This is a genomic window from Rhodopseudomonas sp. P1 (assembly GCF_039642825.1).
Lineage (GTDB): Bacteria > Pseudomonadota > Alphaproteobacteria > Rhizobiales > Xanthobacteraceae > Rhodopseudomonas > Rhodopseudomonas palustris_H.
Window position 1 is genome coordinate 4,869,582 of sequence record NZ_CP088006.1, and the last position, 19,582, is coordinate 4,889,163.

Below are 19,582 nucleotides of genomic sequence, written 5' to 3' on the forward strand. Positions count from 1 at the left end.
ACTGATGGGCGCCGCGCCGAAGGGGATTGGCCACGAGATTACGGTTAGCACGGCACCGCTTTGGCAGTCGGATCGCCGGCGGGACCAACGAGCTCAAGGAGCAGTCGCCACGATCTCCTCGAATGCAACACTCCGGGGATGATCGGCGACAGCGGCGTAATACACCAGCCGGAGATGCTTCTCCGCGTCCACGATGAAGGACGAATGATCGAAAGTAACCGGCCCGATCCCGTCGAGCAGAAAGCTCCTTCGGCCCTCGCATTTGCCATGAACGTCGTGTCGTCGCCATAACATCGTGAACGCAGGCGATACGGCCTCGAGGCTCTCCACCAGACTCAGCATGGCGGCATCCTCGGGCGCTTGAGCGAAGTCCCGCCTGAAGCTCGCCAGCACCTGTGGCGCCTGCGCCGTCCAGTCCAGCATGCGACCGCTCAGGCGGTCGTCACCGAACAACATCCAGAGCATATTGCGCTCCGATGGATTGCGATCGGCGAAGCCGAATAGTTGTTGTGCCGCGACGTTCCAACCGATCACATCCCAGCGCAGGTTGAGGATGAAAGCGGGCCGGAGCGTCAGATCGTCAAGCAGGCGACGAACCAACGGAGACAGTTCGCACCATGCGTGACCGGCCATTGGTGGCGGGCGCTGATGGGCAAGCAGAAACAAATGTCTGCGCTCGACCTCGTCAAGTTTCAGAACACGCGCGACGTTGTCGAGAAAAGCCGCCGACACCTTGATGGTACGGCCTTGTTCAAGCCATGTGTACCAGGTGATGCCAACGCCAGCCAGCGCGGCCACTTCCTCGCGGCGCAGCCCCGGGGTGCGGCGCCGTTTGCCCGACGGCAATCCGACATCGAGCGGCGACAGGCTCTCTCGTCGCCGGCGCAAGAAATCCGCCAATTCGACGCGTGTCCGATCAAGACGGCTTTCGATCATATCGCTCTCAGTAACAGCATAACTTAATCCATAGTAACAGATAAAATTGCGTGCGAGGCAACCTTCATCGCTTCTGGAGTTGCCATGACTACCGATATTTCGACGCGCTCTTCCGCCGCACCCTGCTCGCCCCGCACAAGCCCCTCCGGACTGGCACTCGCAATCCTGTTGCTCGGAGGATTCTTGACTGTCTTCGACCTGTTCGTCGTCAACGTCGCAATTCCGTCGATGCAGCGCAGTCTCGGGGCCGATTTTGCCGAGATCGGTTTTGTCATCGCCGGCTACGAGCTGGCCTTTGGCGTTCTGCTGATCGCGGGCGGTCGGCTGGGCGATCGTTACGGCCGGCGCCGGCTGTTCTCGGTCGGCATGATCGGTTTTGCTGCAACCTCGCTCCTGTGCGGCATCGCGCCCGATATCGAGAGCCTGATATTCGCGCGGTTCTTGCAGGGCGCAGCAGGCGCGATGCTGTTCCCACAGATCTACGCTTTGTTGCGAGTGATGTATGACGAGCGGGGGCGCAGCCGGGCCTTCGGCCTGCTCGGCATGACTCTCGGCTTGGCGGCAATCTCCGGCCAGGTGCTCGGCGGGCTCATCGTTGCCACCGACCTGTTTGGGTTGGGCTGGCGAATGATCTTTCTCGTCAATTTACCGATCGGGATCACCGCCGCGCTTCTGGCGCAGCACATCCCGGAATCCCGCACGGCGAACGCGCCTGGCGTGGATTGGCTTGGAATCTGTCTCGCCACAGCAGGGCTTCTGTTCCTGCTGCTGCCGTTGCTCGAGGGGCCGAATCTCAAGTGGCCGCTCTGGACTTTTGCCAGCGGAGCTGCGGCCTTTGCCCTGATAACGACATTCCTGCGGTGGGAGGATCAGCTCGGAAAGCAGGGCGGTGATCCGACGATCGACATCCGCCTGTTCCGAAATACCAACTTCTCTATCGGCTCGCTTGTGGTCTTCCTGATCTATTCGACCGCCACGTCGCTGTTCTTGAGCTTCGCGCTGCTGGTCCAGTCGGGATTCGGATTGACTGCGTTCGAAAGCGGCCTGCTGTTCGCACCGGCCAGCGTCGGATTCGTGATTGCCTCGCTGCTGGCGCCGGCACTGGTAGTCCGGTTCGGACCCATCGTCCTTGTGTTCGGAGCGTTGACCTATGCCGGGGGCATCGGATGGCTGATTGTGACCGGCAACAGCCTCACGGATCGCGGCGATGTATTTGCCTTGCTTTCGCCGCTCATCCTGTTCGGCTTCGGACAGGGCCTCTCGATGACGCCGCTCCTGAACATGGTGATCGGCACCGTTGCGGAGCGCCATGCCGGCATGGCTGCAGGAATCATCTCGACGATGCAACAGATCGGAGGCGCCTTTGGCGTATCCATTGCCGGCATGTTCTTCGTCGCCATCGTTGCGGCAAAAGACTCCAGGATCGTCGCGCGTCCACTTGATTACGCTGACGCTTTCGCCGGCGCGATGCTCTACAATTTTACAGCGGTGATTAGCGCCGCCATCCTGCTCGTTTTGATATCACGCCGTAAACCGCAGTGATGCGCGGCCTCGCGCCGCAGCGGTCGCGCGCAACTCGGAATAACGAGCCGAGAAATGTGGGTGCGAAATCCCGGGCTCCACTTTAGATCTAGCCGGATCACTCCGGCTCACAACCACTTCTTCCACTTGAAGAACATGTACGGCAGCACCGCGGCCAGCAGCATCATGCCGAGTGCCATGGTGTACCCGTGCTGCCATTCGAGCTCGGGCATGATCTTGAAGTTCATGCCGTAGATCGAGGCGATCAGCGTCGGCGGCATCAGCACCACGGCCATCACCGAGAACAGCTTGATGATGTTGTTCTGCTCGAGATTGACGACGCCGAGCATCGCATCGAGCGTGAAGGTGATCTTGTTCGACAGGTAGCTGGCGTGGTCGGTCAGCGACAGCACGTCGCGCTGCATGGTCTTGAGCTGGGTGCGCAGTTCCTTGGTGCGTTTGACGCCGTCGCCCTCGACCGAGAGGAACGCCACCACCCGGCCGATCGAGACCAGGCTTTCCCGGACCTTGGAAACCAAGTCGCCCTTGCGGCCGATCGCGATCAGGATGTCGGAATAGCGCTTGGGGTGGCCGGTACGGGCCGCCCCTTCCGGCTCGAAAATCTGGCGGCTGACGTCATCGACGTCGGCGCCGGCGCGCTCCAGGATGTCGGCGCAGCGGTCGATCACCGCGTCGAGCAGTTCGAACAGCACGCTTTCGCCGCTGCTGCCCGAGCCGGGAGCCCGTGCCAGCCGGCTTTCGACCACCGCGAACGGGCGCGGCTCGTCATAGCGCACCGTCACCAGCCGGCGGCCGGCCAGAATGAAAGTCACCGGCGACAGCCGCGGCGAGGTAGTGTCGGCACCACACATCAAGCTGGCCGTCATGTAGCGGGCGCCGTTCTCGATATAGAGACGGCTGGAGATCTCGATCTCCTGCATGTCTTCCCGGGTCGGAACCTCGATCCGCGCCAGCCGCTCCACCGCCTTGTCCTCGTCGGCCGTCGGCCGATCGAGGTCCACCCACACCGTGTCCTCAGGCAGCGCCGCGAGATCCTCCGCAGTGGCGCGCTTCAGGGTGGCTTCGGCGGGGGCGAAGAAAGCAAGCATGGCAACTCCAGGCTGGGACAGAATTGGTCAGAGGGGGCGCGGCCGGGGACCGCGGCCGCCGGCGGCAAGTGTGACACAGCGCGGCGGGACAGCCGACGCATTTTGTGGCCAGGGCGTGGCAGCGGCATGACAATGCACCGCCGAACACCGCACCCGTTGCTCGAAAATTAATCGGCGGCCGGATTCTATGCGGCAGAAATGCAACAACGCTGCGGCCACGTTACGAACGGCTCGCCGAAATGCTGGCAAACCAGCGGGTTTGCGAGATACTAACAAGAAGAATCGTGGAGTTTCGCGGTGTCTCCCGGCGTGCGGTGGCGCGCCTGATCGTGATTGGAATTGATAATGGCCTTGAACGGAACGAAGCTGGGACTGCTGGCGCTTGCCGGCTTGCTGCTGTCGGGTTGCATGCAGACGACCTATCAGGCCGCCCCGGAAGCCAACCTGAAACCCAATGACAAGGCCCAGCTCGCCAAGGCGCGCTACGCCAAGGTGTCGGTGCCGGAACCGTTCCGTCGCGCGATCGTCGATTATCATCGCAAGGAAGCCCCCGGTACCATCGTTGTCGATTCGGACAACCACTTTCTGTATTACGTGCTCGATAACGGCAAGGCGCTCCGCTACGGCGTGACCGTGGGCGAAGAGGCGCTGGCGTTCTCCGGCATCGCCCGGGTCGGCAACATGGCCGAATGGCCGAAGTGGACCCCGACCGCCGACATCCACAAGCGAATCGAAGGCTTGCCGGCTTCGGTGCCCGGTGGCATCGACAACCCGCTCGGTGCCCGCGCGCTGTATCTCTACCAGGGCAACAAGGACACCCTGTTCCGGATCCACGGCACCAACCAGCCGGAATATATCGGCGCCTCGATCTCCTCGGGCTGCATCCGCATGACCAACGAGGACGTCATCGACCTGTACAATCGGGTGAAGATGGGCACCATCGTCGTTGTGCTCGACCCGAAGCAGGGCGACTCGCCGATGAACTCGAAGATGGCCCTGCAGGGCGGCAGTGGCACCGCGACCCAGTAATCGTGCCGCGGCTCACCCCGCCAGAGTTTGAAAAAGCGCCGGTTTACCGGCGCTTTTTTTATTGGCGGTGAGGTGATGGTGGGGCTCGGCCCAGCGGTGGGCCGCACATGATCCGCGGTGGCTCCGCAGTTGCTGAGCGCTCCCTCGCCCCGTGCGCGGTAAGCCTCGCTGCGGGTAAAGGGCGCCTCGCCGCGGGGAAAGATCAGGCCGGTGGTCGTGTCGGCGCCGGCTTGCTGCGAGCCGCTGGCTTTGCGGCCGGTGCCGCTTGCGGCTTGAGGTCGATCGGCTTGCTCGCGGCCGGCTTCGCAGCGCCAGCTTTGGCCTTGGCGCGCTTGGTCGGCTTCGGCGGCGCAGGCGGCGGGGTCTCGGCCTGTTCGCGTTCGGCCTCCTCGGCCGGGACCTGCTCGGCAGCCTCGGGCTGTGACGGAGCAGCTTGCTGCGGCGCGCGCTCCTCGTCGGCGGCGACTTCGCGCGGCGGCGCTTCGGCCGGGCGCGGCAGCGGCATCACCGGGGCAATATTCGGCAGCCCCTCGTACAAGGCCCATTGGCACATCCGGTAGCCGCCGCGGCGCTCGGCGAGATCGAGGTGGATGTGGTCCTCGTGATAGCCGTCCGAGCCCGGGCCGAGCACGGTGGTGAAACGCGCGCACACCGACTGCATCACCGCTTCGCGGGGGCGCGCGGGGCGTCGCGGTCGGTCAGCGAAATCATCCGCCCGTCGGCCAGCTTGATGCCGCGGACGTCGAGCGCGTTGGCGCGGCCGTGCTCGCTGAGCTTGGCACCGCGCACCCGGTTGCGGCCGCGGCACTCATAAGAATCGAAATTGTCGAGATCGGCGACCCGGCTGCCGAGCGAGGCGCCCAGCGGCGCGATGTCGGCGCGCACCCAATCGGCGATCGCCCGCGCCATCCCGCAGCGCAGGGTCGCGGCCGGGGACACCGACACGCGGCGGCCGTCCGGCAGCACCACCGCTTCGAGCCGCACCAGATCCGGCCCGCCGCAGGCGCCCGGCCCGGTGATATCCGGAATGCTCGGCGCGATCGCGATCTGCTCGGTCAGCGCCAGCCGGCATTCAGACGGCGGCTTGGCAGCCGGCGCCGCGTCGGCTCTGGCGGCGGGCGCGCTGTCCGGCGCAGCGGCTTCGGCGGGCGCTGACTCGTCCTCGCCGGGCTCGGCCTCGCGTGCATTGATCTGCGGCGCTTCGGCCGGACGCGGCTTCGGCAGCGGCACGTGTTCTCGCGCGCCGGCGGCCGAGGTGCCGCCTGCAACCAGCGCGATCATCAGCACCCAGAATGGCGCTTTGCCGCGGAGCGCCTGAAAACAAGACCGTTTTCCGCAAAGCGGGTAAGCGCTAAAGTCAGCACCAATCCCAAGGGGATAACGAACAGGAGGAAAATTCGGATGCTTGGACTGATGCAAGACTGGCCTTTGCTGTGTCATCGGATCATCGAGCACGCGGCCCGGATCCACGGCAACCAGGAGGTGGTCACCCGCTCGGTCGAGGGTCCGATCGTCCGCACCACCTATGCGCAGATCCATCAGCGGGCACTGAAAGTCAGCCAGATGCTGGACCGCGCCGGCATCAAGCTCGGCGACCGTGTCGCGACGATCGCCTGGAACACCGCCCGGCATTTGGAATGCTGGTACGGCATTATGGGAATCGGCGCGATTTGCCATACGGTCAATCCGCGGCTTTTTCCGGACCAGATCGCCTGGATCGTGAACCACGCCCAGGACCGGGTGATGATCACCGATCTCACCTTCATCCCGGTGCTGGAGAAGATCGCCGACCAGATTCCGAGCGTTGAGCGCTTCGTCGTGCTCACCGACGCCGAGCACATGCCGCAAACCACGCTGAAGAACGCGATCGCGTATGAAGAGTGGCTGAAGGAAGCCGACGGCGATTTCGAATGGAAGACGTTCGACGAGAACACCGCGGCGGCGATGTGCTACACCTCGGGCACCACCGGCGATCCGAAGGGCGTGCTGTATTCGCACCGTTCCAACGTGCTGCATGCGCTGATGGCCAACAACCCCGACGCGCTCGGCACCCGCGCCGCCGACACCATGCTGCCGGTGGTTCCGCTGTTCCACGCCAATAGCTGGGGTATCGCGTTCTCGGCGCCGTCGATGGGCACCAAGCTGGTGATGCCCGGCGCCAAGCTCGACGGCGCGTCCGTCTATGAGCTGCTGTCGACCGAGAAGGTCACCCACACCGCCGGCGTGCCGACCGTGTGGCTGATGCTGCTGCAATACATGCAGAAGGAAAAGCTGACGCTGCCGCATCTGAAGATGGTGGTGTGCGGCGGCTCGGCGATGCCGCGATCGATGATCAAGGCGTTCGTCGACATGGGCGCCGAAGCGCGCCACGCCTGGGGCATGACCGAGATGAGCCCGCTCGGCACGCTCGCCACGCTGAAGCCGCCGTTCGACCAGACCACCGGCGACGCCCGGCTCGACGTGCTGGCGACCCAGGGCTACCCGCCGTTCGGCGTCGAGATGAAGATCACCGACGACGCCGGCAAGGATCAGCCGTGGGACGGCAAGACCTTCGGCCGCCTGAAAGTCTCGGGCCCGGCGATCGCCAAGGCGTATTATCGCGTCGACAAGGAGATCCTCGACGACGCCGGTTTCTTCGACACCGGCGATGTCGCGACCATCGACAAGGACGGCTACATGCGGATCACCGACCGCTCCAAGGACGTGATCAAGTCCGGCGGCGAGTGGATTTCCTCGATCGACCTCGAAAACCTCGCGGTCGGCCATCCCAAGGTGGCGGAAGCGGCGGTGATCGGCGTGTATCACCCGAAATGGGACGAGCGCCCGCTGTTGATCTGTCAGCTCAAACCCGACGTCACCTGCACCCGCGACGAGATCCTGCAGTACATGGACGGCAAGATCGCCAAATGGTGGATGCCCGACGACATCGTCTTCGTCGACGCCATCCCGCACACGGCCACCGGCAAGATCCTGAAAACCGCGCTGCGCGATCAGTTCAAAACCTACACGCTGCCTGGGGCAGCGGCGTAGGCACTCGGTCAGGGCGCAGGCTCACTGCCCGGGTCGCCCTCACCCCAACCCTCTCCCGCAAGCGAGACCTCTGCAAAACCTGACTGTTCTATCCAGATGTGATTCACTTGCGCTTAGTCGGAGGTGAACGGGATGGCGCAGGACAGTTTCATTGAGGCTTTGCTGCCGGCGGGCTTTGGGCGCAACGAGCGGCTGGAGCGCATTTCGGGCCTGCTCGATTGGGGCCGTCTTGCCGTCCTGATCCGGAAGGTGCGGCCGGGCGAGACCGGTCGGCCGCCCTACGAGCCGCTGACAATGTTCAAAGCCTTGTTGCTGCAGCAGTGGTACGGACTGTCCGACCCCGGTCTCGAAGAGGCCCTGCTCGACCGAGTTTCGTTCCGGCGCTTCTGCGGGTTCGCGCTGGATGCGCAGACACCCGACGAGACGACGCTTTGCCGGTTTCGCAATGCCTTGCAGCAGGCCGGCCTGGGAGACGCCCTGTTTCAGGAAGTTCTCCGGCAGCTCGAAGCGGCTGGATATGTCTTGAAGACAGGGACTTTGATCGACGCAACCCTGGTTCAAAGTTCAGGGCGGACGCCTGCCTCGGGATCGACCCCGCGCGAGGTCGAGAGCCGCTCGTCACACGATCCGGAAGCCAACTGGACAAGGCAGGGCCCCAAGCGCCAGCTGTTCTTCGGCTACAAGGCGCACATCGCAATCGATCAGGGATCGGGGCTGATCCGGGCCCGCAAACTGACCGGGGCGAAGACGTATGAGAGCCAAGTCGCCGACGATCTCGTCCTCGGCGACGAGAAGGCGGTCTATGCCGACAAGGCCTACGAGAAGCGTGCGCGCCGCCAAGCCCTCAAAGCTCGTGGCATCAAGGATCGCATCCAGCATCGTCGCAACAAACACCAGAAGACGCTGCCGCGATGGCAGGCCGTACGCAACAAGCTGATCGGGCGCGTGAGGCAGGCGATCGAACGGACCTTCTCGCAACTCAAAGGCCGCTACGGCTTCACCCGCATGCGCTACGCCGGCATCACCGCCAACGCATTCCACCTCGATCTAATCTCGATCGCCTACAACCTGCGAACCGCAGCCGCCATCCGCTGACCAATCTCCGGCCACGGCGGCCGAAACCGCCGCTCGCAGCCAAATCGCATCACGCCATCACCCCTCCAGCTGCCAACTCGCCAAATCAACAAGTTTCGCAGAGGTCTCGCAAGCGGGAGAGGGAGCGCGCTGCGGTTGGGGCAATTACTTACCTTCCCAACTAACAGAGTGACTCCTCGTCCGCCGCGCCCTAACCTCTCCCCGCTCTTGGCGGGGAGAGGTCGGATCGCATCGTGAGATGCGATCCGGGTGAGGGGCATGGCAATGCGTGGGCCCAGCCGAAAGACCATCGGATTTGCACGGCGGCTGCGCGGCAATCAGACCGACGCTGAGAGCGCGTTGTGGCATCGCTTGCGCAATCGCCAGATCGACGGACGCAAATTCGTCCGGCAGATGCCGATCGGCTACTACATCTGCGACTTTGTCTGCCGCGAGCGGATGCTGATCGTCGAGGTCGATGGTGGCCAGCATGCGGGCTCATCCCGCGACGCCGTTCGCGACCGATTCCTCCGCGAAAAGGGCTACCGCGTGCTGCGGTTCTGGAACAACGAAGTGCTTGGCAATGCTGAGGGCGTGCTGGACGTGATCGCGGGCGCGCTCCGGGATCACGGCCAGCAGGACGAAGCTGGCTGAGCGCGCCAGCGTCTTTGAGGCCGTGCCCAGCCCCTCACCCCACCCCTCTCCCCGCCAAGAGCGGGGAGAGGGAGCGCGCTGCGTTCGCGACAACTACTTACCTTCACGGCGGACGAGGCGATTCTCGTCCTTGGGTCCCGATCGCCCTCTAACTCTCCTACAGAACGGCCGCCCTGCGCGCCCGTCAGACAAGCGGTTTCCTCTCCGGCCTTGAATTCGGCTGCCGCCCGTGGTCTCAACGGAGGCTCCTGCGGCGCGATGTCTGCCGCGATCAACCCGGCAGTCGTGACGCGATGGCGCGCAGATTTTCCGCTCCGTATCTGAAGGAGCCCGTCTCCGGACTCGCCACCTGGGCCCGCAATCTCGCGGTGTTCTCCGCGGTGGCGACGCTGGTGTCGATCGGTGTGGTGCGATTCGGCTTTCTCGAAATGCGCCCGGCGATGGCCACCTGGTTCGGCGCGCTGGCGCTCGCCGGGGTGTCGATCCTGCTGGCGCTCGCCGGCTTCGCGGCGATCTGGCAGAACGGCTCGCGCGGCATCCCGCGCATTCTGCTGGCGCTGCTGCTCGACGCGCTGATCCTCGCTTACCCGGCCTATCTCGGCTGGCAGTACCGCAGCCTGCCGGCGATCCACGACATCACCACCGATTCGATCGATCCGCCGCAGTTCGAGACCCTGGCGCGGCTGCGGGTCGGCGACGACGTCAACACCGCGGTCTATGCCGGCCTGTACTCCGCCGAGCGGCAGCGCGCCGCCTATCCGAACATCGAGACGCTTCAGGTCGAGATGCCGGTTCAGCGCGCCTATGACATCGTGCTGCAACTGGTGAACCGGCGGAAATGGCGGGTGGTCGACGAGCGCCCGCCGCAGCTGCCGAAGCGCGAAGGCCATATCGAGGCGGTGGCGCGAACCACCATCCTGAGCCTGCCCGAGGACGTGGTGATCCGGCTGCGGCCGGACGGCGAGGACACCCGGATCGATATCCGATCGTCGTCGCGCTATTTCGAAAGCGACCTCGGCAGCAACGCGGCGCGGATCGCCAAGCTCACCGAGGACATCAACACCGCGGTCGAGAACGCGCCGACCCCGAAGGCCGATCCGGCCGCCAAGCAGCCGGCCAAGGCGAAGGCCAAGAAGTAATCAGGCGCCGGCACGATCCGCGCGCCGACGCCCGCAATGGACTGAATTCAGCAGAGGCCGAAACCCGCGCCGCTTACTTGTCGGCGCCGCCGAGCGCCTGCTTGCACGGATCGGACAGCGCGCTGAAATTGTCGTTCAGGCACTTCTTGATGCGGCCGCCACCGGGCGACACCCCGTTGCAGAGCTTCTGATAGTCCGCCTTGCAGGCTTCGCGCGCCGCACCGCGATCCTGCGCGCTCGCCATCTGCAGCGTCAGCATCAGCGCCGCGACCACGCAGGCGGCGGCGAGCGTCGCCCGCACCAGCACGTCGGGCGCCCGGAACAGCGGCGCCGGACGATCGGACCGATTCGAAGTGTTCATTCGTTGCACCATGGCGAATCCTTGGGTTCGAAGTGGACGCCGTCGCGGCGGATGTAGTTGATACCTTCGAGCCCGTCCGATCCTTCGCGCGCCAGGTCAGCGAAACAGCCGGCCGGCGAGTTGCCGGCGTCCTTCCGGAGAAATCTGCTCCAGCGTCTCGACGAAGGTGTCGATCATCGCGTCGCCGACCTTGCTGCGCTTGTCGCGCGCGTTCTCGACCGCAGCGCGGAGCGCCGGCTTGTCGAGCTCGGGCTTCGCGGCGAGATTCAAGGTGGTGCGCAGCGCCGCTACATAGTCGCGCTGCAGCGGCTGCAGCGTCACTTGCTTGGCGTTGAAGTTGCGCCACAGGATGTCGGCATCGGCCGGCGGCAGGCGCGAAGCGACGCGCTCGATCAGCCGCATCGGCATGCCGGCATGCGGGGGCGTCCATTGCGGCCGCAGCCACTGCGCGCCGATATAGGCGCCGAGCGCGACGTTGATACACAGCGAGGCCAGCAGCAGCCAGCGCTCCGGGGTGAAGCGGCCGAACGAGATCGTCATTGTGGACTCCACAGCGGCACGGCGGAGGAATCGAACACCGCATCCATCGCCGCGATCGCCTCCTGCGAATGGTGATAGGGTAGCGTGCCGGCGAGCCACAGGCCGACCAGCGCCGAGCAGGCGAGGCTGCCGACCGGCAGCAGCGAGGTGGGCTGCAGCAGCCGGCGATACCAAGGCTCGCGCGCTTCGCCGGCGCCGATCCGTTGCAGCACCCCCAGCGCGACCCGCCCTGCCCGAGCCGGCACCACCTCCGGCGGCATCGCCAGCAGCGCGTCGAACGCGCTCGCTTCGCGCAGCACCGCCGCACCCGGTTCGGTGGCGGCGACCAGTCGCGCGGCGCTCCGCGCCTCCGCCGGCCAGCGTTCGATGTCGCCGCCCCAAGTGTCGGCCAACTGCCTGAATTGATCGAGCGTCATGCCCGCCTCCTGTCGTCCTGTCGTTTCTCGACTGCTTTCTTGAGCGTCAGCCGCGCCCGTCCGAGCAGCGACTCGAATGCCTTCGGGCTGAGATTCATCGCGCGGGCGGCCTCTTCGCCGGACAGCCCTTCCATATGAAACAGCGCGATCGCGCCGCGCTGCCGCTCCGGCAGGTCGGCCAGTGCCACCTCTAGCAGCCGCTGCTGCTGCGCGGCGATCAGGGCTTCGACCGGCGCCGGGTCGGCCGACGCCACCTCGGCGGCGTCCTCGATCGGCGCATGCCGCGGCTTGCGGGTGCGATCGAAGCTGAGGTTCAGCACGATCCGGTACAGCCAGGTCGAGAACCGCGCGATCTTCGGATCGAACGACGATGCCTTATTCCAGACCCGCAGAAACGCCTCCTGGCCGATATCGTCGGCTTCGGCGGGATCGCGGACGATGCGCTGCGCGAGCCGGATGGCGCGGGGCATGTGTCGCGCCATCAGCACGCGAAAGGCCTGCTGCCGGCGCTCTGCGACCGCCAGCATCAGCACCTCGTCGCTATCGTGTTCGATGCTCAACGGTCGCAGCCCGCCGGCCTGAACCGGCGCCGCGCGGTCGAGCTTGATGATGACAGCCGACACGCGGTCAGCACGGCCGCCAGGCGCCGGCGATCCAGCATTGCCGCGGCACCGGCACCAGGGGCGCGCCCGCGACCACCACCGGCGCGCCGTAAACCGGCGCCACTGCATACGGCCGCACCACATAATAAGGTGCGGGCCGGTAGTACGGCCGGCGATAATAGCCGCAGCCGGGGTACACCCCGACGCCGCGCCAGCCGCCCCGGACGCAGGCCACCGTTTCGATCGGCAGCGCGGTTGCGGCGGCAACCGCCGCCGAGGGGCTCACGGGGGCCAGCGGCGCCGCGATCGCGGCCGAACCGGCGAAGGCCAGTGTTGCAGAGACGGCGAGCGCCGCAGTCCTGATCGGTTTGCGCATCACGACATCCTTCCCTGGTTGGAGCCAGACCCGGTGAGCCGGGCCGATGTCGGGAATACGGGACCAAGGGGGATTTCCTTCGCGAGGGCGGTGACAGGTCTGCGACTAAAGGTATCACTTCGTAGAATACCGGAGTACGGAATGCTCAATCACGGTATCCATGTGTAGAATTCCGAACCATTCTCAAGCTGAAGTTGAGTAGCACTCCTATTAGTTGAGACCCGTCTTTACTAAAACGATAATGTTTGGATCGCATGGTTTGTGGAAATACTGGCCCTGCTACCTATTCGTCGCAACGGCCAGACCTGCTGATACCCTTGGGTGACACAGGAGATCTCCTCATCCGCATCCGCTGGGCGTTGCGTGCGCGCGCCCGACGAGTCCGGACCGATCAGCATCGCGATGTCGATGCGATCCCGAGTGAGACGCGAGGCAAGACACAGGGCGCGAGCCGGCCTGTGAGCACCCATCGGAAATTATGCTGCGCACGGACCGGCTGCGAGGCCGGCCGCATGTTGTTATTTTGGAGCACGATTAATGCTGTCTCGACTGCACTTGACGATCGGCCGACGCATCTACTTGCTGATCGGCCTCGGTTTTATCGGCCTTCTCGGCCTCACATTGCTGGATTCCCGCGAGCTGGCGACCGGCCTGCAGCAACAGAAGCAGATCGAGCTCCGACATCTTGCCGAACTGGCGGTCAGCTTCGTCAAGGACGAACATGATGCCGCACAGCGCGGTGAGATCAGCACCGACGAGGCGCAGAAGCGCGCCCAGGCGCGGATCGCCAAGCTGCGCTATGGCGGCAACGAGTACTTCTTCATCACCGACATGCAGAGCAAAATGCTCATGCATCCGATCGCCAAGCAGTTGATCGGGCAGGATCAATCCAATGCCAAGGACCCGAACGGCAAGATGCTGTTCGCCGAGATGGTCAACACGGTTCGCCGCAGCGGCAGCGGCTTCGTCGACTACGTCTGGCCGAAGCCGGGCTCCGACAAGCCGCAGCCGAAGCTGACCTTCGTGACCGGCTTCGAACCGTGGGGGTGGGTGATCGGCACCGGCGTCTATATCGACGACCTCGACGCCCAAACCTGGAACGCGATGCAGCACTCGCTGATCGCAGCCGCCCTGGTGCTCCTGATCACCATCGCGGTGTCGGTGTTCATCGCGCGGCGGATCACCAAGCCGATCCTGGCGATGACGGGCGCGATGAAGGATCTGGCCGGCGGCCGCATCGACATCGAGGTGCCGGGCATCGGCCGCCACGACGAAATCGGCGAGATGGCGGAAGCCGTCGAGGTGTTCAAGGTCAACGCGCAGGAACGCCGGCGCCTCGAAGGCGAGCGGCAGGAGATGGAAGCGCGCGCCGAGGCCGAGCGCCGGGCCCACGCCAATCAGGTCGCCGAAGCGTTCGAACGCGCCATCGGCGAGATCGTCGAGACCGTCTCGGCGGCCTCGGACGAACTCGAAGCCTCGGCCACCACGCTGACCCGCACCGCCGAGCAATCGCAGGAACTCGCGACCGCCGTGGCCGCGGCCTCTGAAGAAGCCTCGACCAACGTCCAGTCGGTGGCGTCGGCGACCGAAGAGATGTCGTCCTCGGTCAACGAGATCAGCCGCCAGGTCCAGGAATCCGCCCGGATCGCCCACGAGGCGGTCGACCAGGCGCGTCAGACCAACGGCCGGGTCGAAGAGCTCGCCAAGGCGGCGTCCCGGATCGGCGACGTGGTCGAACTGATCAGCACCATTGCGGGTCAGACCAACCTCTTGGCGCTCAACGCCACGATCGAGGCGGCGCGCGCCGGTGAAGCCGGCCGCGGCTTCGCGGTGGTTGCCAGCGAGGTCAAGGCGCTGGCCGAGCAGACCGCCAGGGCCACCGGCGAGATCACGCTGCAGATCAACGGCATCCAGGCGGCGACAGACCAGTCGGTCGCGGCCATCAAGGAGATCGGCGAGACCATCGCCAAGATGTCGGAGATCTCGTCGACGATCGCCGCTGCGGTCGAGGAGCAAGGCGCAGCGACGCAGGAGATCTCCCGCAACGTCCAGCAGGCTTCGCTCGGCACCCAGCAGGTGTCGTCGAACATCGCCGATGTGCAGCGCGGCGCCACCGAGACCGGCGCGGCCTCGTCCCAGGTGCTTGCGGCGGCGAAGTCGCTGTCCGGCGACTCCACCCGGCTCAAGGTCGAAGTCTCGAACTTCCTGGACTCGGTCCGCGCGGCCTGACCGTCTCCGATCCCATTACTGCGGCCGGCGCCCCCCAAGGCGCCGGCCGTTTGCATTTCGGGGTCATTAAGCCGGCCCGCCTGCCCCTACCCGTAACCGCACGAGGTCTTGGTAAAGCCGGCATTAACCAAGCCCGTTTACAGATTGGTGAGGTTCCACCGTCGCCGCCTCTCGGCGCGACGGATCAGCGCCGGGCGAGGTAAGCGAACAATGGCCCATCCCGGAAGTCTCATCCGCCCGGCGGACAGCCGACCGGCGATCGATTCGGCCCTGCGGCCGCAATCACCGCTGCGCGAGCTGTTCGCTCCGCTGGACCAGCTGCTCGCCTGCGGCGGCGATGCCCGGATCGACCTCGATCCCGCGACCCGCCGCAACGCCTATGGCTGCAGCCTGTCGCCGGCGCCGGAGATTCCCAGTTTCTCGTCCTGCACCGCCAGCACGATCTCGCTGCGGGGCTACGAAGCCGCCAGCCGCGCCCGCGACGCGCTGATGTCATCGGCGATGCTGCATGGCCTGATCGAATGCTTCGATGACCGCGTCGAAGCGATGCGCGGCGAATTGAAAGCGCTGCTCGGGCTCGATCACACCGCCACCGAGATCGTGTTCACCTCCTCCGGCACCGACGCGCAGTTGGTGGCGCTGGCGATCACCCGCGCCCTGCTCGGCGACGACCTCGTCAGCGTGATCGCGGCCTCCGATCAGACCGGCACCGGCACCGCGTTCACAGCCCGCGGCCTTCACTTCGGCGCCCGCAGCGCCAATGGAGTTGTCGCCACGCGCGGCGCACCGATCGCCGGACTCGGACCGGTCCGCAGCATCGGACTGCGATTGCGCGACACCGACGGCCGCATCCGCTCGCCCTCGACGCTGGACGCCGAGACGCTCGACATCGTCGAATCCGCGGTGGCGCAAGGCGCGCGGGTGATGCTCGAAGCGATGGACTGCTCCAAGCTCGGCCACACCGGCCCGAGCGACCGCTGCCTCGCCGAGATCGCCACACGCTGGCCCGGCCGGGTGCAGATCGTGATCGATGCCTGCCAGGCCCGGCTCGGCAACCGCCGGATCGCGGCGCTGCTCGACCGCGGCTTCATCGTGCTGCTGACCGGATCGAAGTACTTCGCCGGTCCCGCATTCAGCGGCGCGGTGCTGCTGCCGCCGCCGCTCGCCCAAGCCCTCGGCGCGCAGCCGCGGCTGGCGCCGGGACTTGCCGACTATCTCGGCCGCAGCGACTGGCCGCAGCGCTGGCAGGCGCTGCGCGCGCAGTTTCCGGCCGAGCCGAATTTCGGCCAATGGCTGCGCTGGGAAGCTGCGCTCGAAGAGATCCGCGCCTACGCGGCGGTGCCCGCAAAGCTGCGCCGCGATGTCGTACGCCAGCTCGGCGAAGACTTCGCCAAACTGATTGCCGCCTCGCCGTCGGCGCGGCTACTGCCGCCGCAATCCCCCGCCGGGCGCGGGGATGAATTCGCCCGGCCGACGATCTTCGCTTTCACGCTGCACAGCGAGGGACACCCGCTCTCTCTGGCCGACTGCCGCGCGCTGCACCGCGCCCTCGCCGAGGGCACCTCGGGCCACGCCGCGTGCCTGCTCGGCCAGCCGGTCGGCTGGGGCGGCCGTCACGACGACGCGGTGGCGGCGCTGCGGCTGTGTATCAGCGCCCGCCACATCATCGACATTCACGCCGATCCCGGCGCGCAGGGCCGCATCGTCGCGGATGCCGCAGCCGCGATGGCCACGCTCGAAGCGCTGCTGCGCCAGCCCTCTGTTTCCACCGAAAACGCCGCCAAGGAACATCATGTCCACTAACCCCTCCCAGCTTGTCGCCGCCGACCGGATCGGCTTCGCCCGCCTGACCAAGCGCGCCTTCGACGGCGAAAACCTCTACCCGCTGTGGCAGGAGCTGATGAGCAAGACCGACGCCGGCACCGCGACGCCCGGCGAGCAGCTTGATCTGGCGCTGATCACGCAATTGTTCGGCCACAAGCAGGCCGGCCTGTCGGTGCAGACCGAGACGCTGAAGCAGCAGCAGCTGTTCCGCTCGCCCTGCGCCAGCGACAATCCGCGGCTGCGCGTGCTGGCGCTGGCCGCCGACATCGACATGGGCGGCAACACCCCGATCGAATTCCTGCTGCAGGATTCAGGCATTGAACTGCAGACGCTGTATGTGATCGACGGCGTGCCGCTGCCCGATCCGCTGCCGGCGCACGACGTCGCGATCGTGATCGCCTCCGACTCCGACGAATGCATGAGCGCGCTCGCGGCGATCGAAGCGCGCGTCGCCGACTGGCCGGCGCCGCTGCTCAACCCGCCGCACCTGATCCGCCATCTCGACCGCGACAAGCTGTACCGGCTGATCGGCGACATCGAAGGGCTGGAGATCCCCGACACCATCTCGGTCGGACGCGACACGCTGGTCGCCGCCGCCAACGGCTCGGCGATGCTGCCGGAGATGACCGGCGGGGTCGATTTCCCGATCATCGTCCGGCCGCGCGGCTCGCATGCCGGCTTCGGCCTCGCCCGCATCACCGACAGCGTCGCGCTGCTCGACTATCTGCGCGACCGCCAGGAGAGCGATTACTTCATCGCCCGCTACGTCGACTACGCCAGCGACGACGGCCAGTTCCGAAAATATCGCGTCGTGGTGGTGGACGGCAAACCGTATGCCTGCCACATGGCGATCGCCAATCGCTGGGACATCTGGTACCTCAACGCCGGCATGGCCGAGGACGAGGTCAAGCGCCTCGAGGAAGCTGCGTTCTTCCACACCTTCGATTTCGGTTTTGCGCTCCGCCACAAGACCGCGCTCGACGGCATGATCGAGCGGATCGGGCTCGATTACTTCACGATCGACTGCGCCCAGACCCCGCGCGGCGATCTGCTGGTCTTCGAGATCGACAACACCGCGGTGGTCCATGACATGGACAGCCCGGAGCTCTATCCCTACAAGCCGCCGCAGATGCACAAGATCTTCGACGCCTTCGCGTCGATGCTGGAGCGCCGCGTGGCGTCGCGTCTGACGAGCGTGGCGTGAGCGACGCGGACCGCGCCGGCGCGAATGCCGGCGCAACGAGCCTCGATCCTGACAATTGGGACGCGCTGCGCGCCGATGCGCATCGCATGCTCGACGACATGCTCGACTACATCGCGGGCGTGCGTGACCGTCCGGTGTGGCAGCCGATCCCGCCCGCGGTGCGCGCCGGCTTTGCCGAGCCGCTGCCGCGCCAAGGCACGCCGCTGCCCGAAGTGTATCGCCGCTTCACCGACGAGATCGCGCCTTACGCCACCGGCAACGTCCACCCCGGCTTCATGGGCTGGGTGCATGGCGGCGGCACTGCGGTCGGGATGCTGGCCGAAATGCTGGCGGCCGGGCTCAACGCCAATTGCGGCGGCCGCGACCACATCGGCATCGAGGTCGAACGCCAGATCGTGCGCTGGCTGCGCGAATTGTTCGGCTTTCCGCAAACCGCCAGTGGCGTGTTCGTCACCGGCTCGTCGATGGCGAACTTCATGGCGCTGCTGGTCGCGCGCACCGCAGCCGTTGGCCCCCAAGTGCGCGAGGGCGGGCTGCCGGGCGAACGGCTCACCGCTTACGCCTCCGCAGCCGCCCACGGCTGCGTGGTGCAGGCCGCCGATTTGGCCGGACTCGGCCGCGGCGCGCTGCGGCGGATTCCATTCGGCAAGGATCACCGCATCGATATCGACGCGCTGAAACGGCGGATCGCGCAGGATCGCGCCGCCGGCTGTCAGCCGTTCCTGGTGACCGGCTCGGCCGGCACCGTCGATGTCGGCGCGATCGACGATCTCGCAGCGCTTGCAGACCTATGCCGCGACGAAGGGCTGTGGTTTCACGTCGACGGCGCCTACGGTTCGCTCGGCATGCTGTCGGACGAAATCGCACCCAAGCTGAAGGGGCTGTCGGAAGCGGATTCGATCGCGCTCGATTTCCACAAATGGGGCCAGGTCAACTACGACGCCGGCTTCCTGATCGTGCGCGATGGCGAGCAGCACCGGGACACGTTCGCGGCGCCGGCCGCTTACTTGCGGCGCGAGACCCGCGGCCTCGCCGGCGGCTCGCCGTGGCCGTGCGACTACGGTCCCGACCTGTCGCGTGGCTTCCGCGCGTTGAAGACATGGTTCACGCTGAAGACCTTCGGCGCCGACCGGATGGGCGCGATGATCGCCCAGACCTGCAAGGTGGCGCGCTATCTCGAAGCCCGCGTCGAACGCGAGCCGCAGCTCGAGATGCTGGCGCCGGTGACGCTGAACATCGTCTGCTTCCGCTATCGCGCCGCACCGAACGTGATGGACTCGCTCAACGCCGAGATCGTCGCCGACCTGCACGAATCCGGCATCGCCGCGCCATCCTCGACCACGGTCGACGGCGCTTTGGCGATCCGCGCCGCGATCGTCAACCACCGCACAACGTTTGCGGATGTCGACCGGATGGTGGATGCGGTGCTGAAGTTTGGAGCGCAGCGGGCCGAGTAGTCCGCTCTGCACCCATCGAGCTCTGGGACAAATGAGCTCTCGTTCGTCATTCCGGGGCGCCGCGCAGCGGCGAGCCCGGAA

At 66.0% G+C, this 19,582-nt stretch carries 17 protein-coding genes and 1 pseudogene; 10 read left to right on the forward strand and 8 right to left on the reverse strand.

The window, feature by feature from the left end:
• Positions 1 to 93: 93 nt before the first annotated feature.
• Complete coding sequence (locus LRC39_RS22495) at positions 94 to 936, reverse strand: helix-turn-helix transcriptional regulator (RefSeq protein ID WP_346295685.1); 843 nt, start codon at positions 934 to 936, stop codon at positions 94 to 96.
• Between the two features lie 84 nt (positions 937 to 1,020).
• On the opposite strand from LRC39_RS22495, the gene LRC39_RS22500 reads away from it, so the two are divergent.
• On the forward strand, positions 1,021 to 2,478 hold the full coding sequence (locus LRC39_RS22500) for an MFS transporter (RefSeq protein WP_346295686.1): 1,458 nt from the start codon (positions 1,021 to 1,023) through the stop codon (positions 2,476 to 2,478).
• A 107-nt stretch (positions 2,479 to 2,585) separates the two neighbouring features.
• Here LRC39_RS22500 and LRC39_RS22505 read toward each other — a convergent pair whose 3' ends face one another.
• Positions 2,586 to 3,566 carry a magnesium transporter CorA family protein gene (locus tag LRC39_RS22505; RefSeq protein ID WP_107346012.1) on the reverse strand — a complete coding sequence of 327 codons (981 nt, stop codon included), beginning with the start codon at positions 3,564 to 3,566 and terminating at the stop codon, positions 2,586 to 2,588.
• A 345-nt stretch (positions 3,567 to 3,911) separates the two neighbouring features.
• On the opposite strand from LRC39_RS22505, the gene LRC39_RS22510 reads away from it, so the two are divergent.
• On the forward strand, positions 3,912 to 4,595 hold the full coding sequence (locus tag LRC39_RS22510) for a L,D-transpeptidase (protein ID WP_107346013.1): 684 nt from the start codon (positions 3,912 to 3,914) through the stop codon (positions 4,593 to 4,595).
• A 202-nt stretch (positions 4,596 to 4,797) separates the two neighbouring features.
• Here the strand turns inward: LRC39_RS22510 and LRC39_RS22515 are convergent.
• A pseudogene (locus LRC39_RS22515) lies at positions 4,798 to 5,876 on the reverse strand (extensin family protein).
• A 120-nt stretch (positions 5,877 to 5,996) separates the two neighbouring features.
• Here LRC39_RS22515 and LRC39_RS22520 point away from each other — a divergent pair.
• From LRC39_RS22520 to LRC39_RS22535, 4 genes are all read left to right on the forward strand, one after another.
• Positions 5,997 to 7,625: a fatty-acid--CoA ligase gene (locus tag LRC39_RS22520; protein ID WP_346295687.1), complete on the forward strand. Its 1,629-nt coding sequence runs from the start codon at positions 5,997 to 5,999 to the stop codon at positions 7,623 to 7,625.
• A gap of 132 nt (positions 7,626 to 7,757) precedes the next feature.
• Entirely contained in the window at positions 7,758 to 8,720 is a 963-nt protein-coding gene (locus LRC39_RS22525) for an IS5 family transposase (protein WP_346294990.1), read from the forward strand.
• A 264-nt stretch (positions 8,721 to 8,984) separates the two neighbouring features.
• Complete coding sequence (locus tag LRC39_RS22530) at positions 8,985 to 9,353, forward strand: endonuclease domain-containing protein (protein WP_346295688.1); 369 nt, start codon at positions 8,985 to 8,987, stop codon at positions 9,351 to 9,353.
• Between the two features lie 293 nt (positions 9,354 to 9,646).
• Positions 9,647 to 10,492, forward strand: coding sequence for a DUF1499 domain-containing protein (locus LRC39_RS22535; RefSeq protein ID WP_164638915.1), 846 nt, complete (start codon positions 9,647 to 9,649; stop codon positions 10,490 to 10,492).
• A gap of 73 nt (positions 10,493 to 10,565) precedes the next feature.
• Here the strand turns inward: LRC39_RS22535 and LRC39_RS22540 are convergent, their stop codons facing one another.
• From LRC39_RS22540 to LRC39_RS22560, 5 genes are all read right to left on the reverse strand, one after another.
• Complete coding sequence (locus LRC39_RS22540; RefSeq protein ID WP_234820031.1) at positions 10,566 to 10,853, reverse strand: cysteine rich repeat-containing protein; 288 nt, start codon at positions 10,851 to 10,853, stop codon at positions 10,566 to 10,568.
• A 96-nt stretch (positions 10,854 to 10,949) separates the two neighbouring features.
• On the reverse strand, positions 10,950 to 11,393 hold the full coding sequence (locus LRC39_RS22545; protein WP_346295689.1) for a periplasmic heavy metal sensor: 444 nt from the start codon (positions 11,391 to 11,393) through the stop codon (positions 10,950 to 10,952).
• Positions 11,390 to 11,809, reverse strand: a complete 420-nt coding sequence (locus tag LRC39_RS22550) for a hypothetical protein (RefSeq protein WP_346295690.1) — start codon at positions 11,807 to 11,809, stop codon at positions 11,390 to 11,392. Before LRC39_RS22550 ends, LRC39_RS22545 begins: the two co-directional genes overlap by 4 nt.
• Positions 11,806 to 12,432 carry an RNA polymerase sigma factor gene (locus tag LRC39_RS22555; RefSeq protein ID WP_346295691.1) on the reverse strand — a complete coding sequence of 209 codons (627 nt, stop codon included), beginning with the start codon at positions 12,430 to 12,432 and terminating at the stop codon, positions 11,806 to 11,808. Before LRC39_RS22555 ends, LRC39_RS22550 begins: the two co-directional genes overlap by 4 nt.
• Before the next feature lie 4 nt (positions 12,433 to 12,436).
• Positions 12,437 to 12,787, reverse strand: a complete 351-nt coding sequence (locus LRC39_RS22560; protein ID WP_346295692.1) for a hypothetical protein — start codon at positions 12,785 to 12,787, stop codon at positions 12,437 to 12,439.
• 537 nt (positions 12,788 to 13,324) lie between these two features.
• On the opposite strand from LRC39_RS22560, the gene LRC39_RS22565 reads away from it, so the two are divergent.
• The 4 genes from LRC39_RS22565 to LRC39_RS22580 all read left to right on the forward strand — a co-directional run bounded on the left by LRC39_RS22565 (position 13,325) and on the right by LRC39_RS22580 (position 19,501).
• The gene (locus LRC39_RS22565) at positions 13,325 to 15,016 is read left to right on the forward strand and encodes a methyl-accepting chemotaxis protein (RefSeq protein ID WP_346295693.1); all 1,692 of its coding nucleotides are present in this window, start codon (positions 13,325 to 13,327) and stop codon (positions 15,014 to 15,016) included.
• Between the two features lie 210 nt (positions 15,017 to 15,226).
• Positions 15,227 to 16,819, forward strand: a complete 1,593-nt coding sequence (locus LRC39_RS22570) for a hypothetical protein (protein WP_346295694.1) — start codon at positions 15,227 to 15,229, stop codon at positions 16,817 to 16,819.
• Entirely contained in the window at positions 16,809 to 18,044 is a 1,236-nt protein-coding gene (locus tag LRC39_RS22575; protein WP_346295695.1) for an ATP-grasp domain-containing protein, read from the forward strand. Before LRC39_RS22570 ends, LRC39_RS22575 begins: the two co-directional genes overlap by 11 nt.
• Positions 18,041 to 19,501 carry a pyridoxal phosphate-dependent decarboxylase family protein gene (locus tag LRC39_RS22580; RefSeq protein WP_346295696.1) on the forward strand — a complete coding sequence of 487 codons (1,461 nt, stop codon included), beginning with the start codon at positions 18,041 to 18,043 and terminating at the stop codon, positions 19,499 to 19,501. The genes LRC39_RS22575 and LRC39_RS22580 overlap by 4 nt, the downstream gene beginning before the upstream one ends.
• Positions 19,502 to 19,582: the final 81 nt, after the last annotated feature.

What these genes read in the sequence shown, in the direction of transcription:
- LRC39_RS22565 (WP_346295693.1), top strand. Translation starts at nt 13,325, where the DNA reads ATGCTGTCTCGACTGCACTTGACGATCGGCCGACGCATCTACTTGCTG.
- LRC39_RS22575 (WP_346295695.1), top strand. Translation starts at nt 16,809, where the DNA reads ATGTCCACTAACCCCTCCCAGCTTGTCGCCGCCGACCGGATCGGCTTC.
- LRC39_RS22560 (WP_346295692.1), bottom strand. Translation starts at nt 12,787, where the DNA reads ATGCGCAAACCGATCAGGACTGCGGCGCTCGCCGTCTCTGCAACACTG.
- LRC39_RS22535 (WP_164638915.1), top strand. Translation starts at nt 9,647, where the DNA reads ATGGCGCGCAGATTTTCCGCTCCGTATCTGAAGGAGCCCGTCTCCGGA.
- LRC39_RS22505 (WP_107346012.1), bottom strand. Translation starts at nt 3,566, where the DNA reads ATGCTTGCTTTCTTCGCCCCCGCCGAAGCCACCCTGAAGCGCGCCACT.
- LRC39_RS22495 (WP_346295685.1), bottom strand. Translation starts at nt 936, where the DNA reads ATGATCGAAAGCCGTCTTGATCGGACACGCGTCGAATTGGCGGATTTC.
- LRC39_RS22550 (WP_346295690.1), bottom strand. Translation starts at nt 11,809, where the DNA reads ATGACGCTCGATCAATTCAGGCAGTTGGCCGACACTTGGGGCGGCGAC.
- LRC39_RS22510 (WP_107346013.1), top strand. Translation starts at nt 3,912, where the DNA reads ATGGCCTTGAACGGAACGAAGCTGGGACTGCTGGCGCTTGCCGGCTTG.
- LRC39_RS22540 (WP_234820031.1), bottom strand. Translation starts at nt 10,853, where the DNA reads ATGAACACTTCGAATCGGTCCGATCGTCCGGCGCCGCTGTTCCGGGCG.
- LRC39_RS22545 (WP_346295689.1), bottom strand. Translation starts at nt 11,393, where the DNA reads ATGACGATCTCGTTCGGCCGCTTCACCCCGGAGCGCTGGCTGCTGCTG.
- LRC39_RS22520 (WP_346295687.1), top strand. Translation starts at nt 5,997, where the DNA reads ATGCTTGGACTGATGCAAGACTGGCCTTTGCTGTGTCATCGGATCATC.
- LRC39_RS22500 (WP_346295686.1), top strand. Translation starts at nt 1,021, where the DNA reads ATGACTACCGATATTTCGACGCGCTCTTCCGCCGCACCCTGCTCGCCC.
- LRC39_RS22530 (WP_346295688.1), top strand. Translation starts at nt 8,985, where the DNA reads ATGCGTGGGCCCAGCCGAAAGACCATCGGATTTGCACGGCGGCTGCGC.
- LRC39_RS22570 (WP_346295694.1), top strand. Translation starts at nt 15,227, where the DNA reads ATGGCCCATCCCGGAAGTCTCATCCGCCCGGCGGACAGCCGACCGGCG.
- LRC39_RS22525 (WP_346294990.1), top strand. Translation starts at nt 7,758, where the DNA reads ATGGCGCAGGACAGTTTCATTGAGGCTTTGCTGCCGGCGGGCTTTGGG.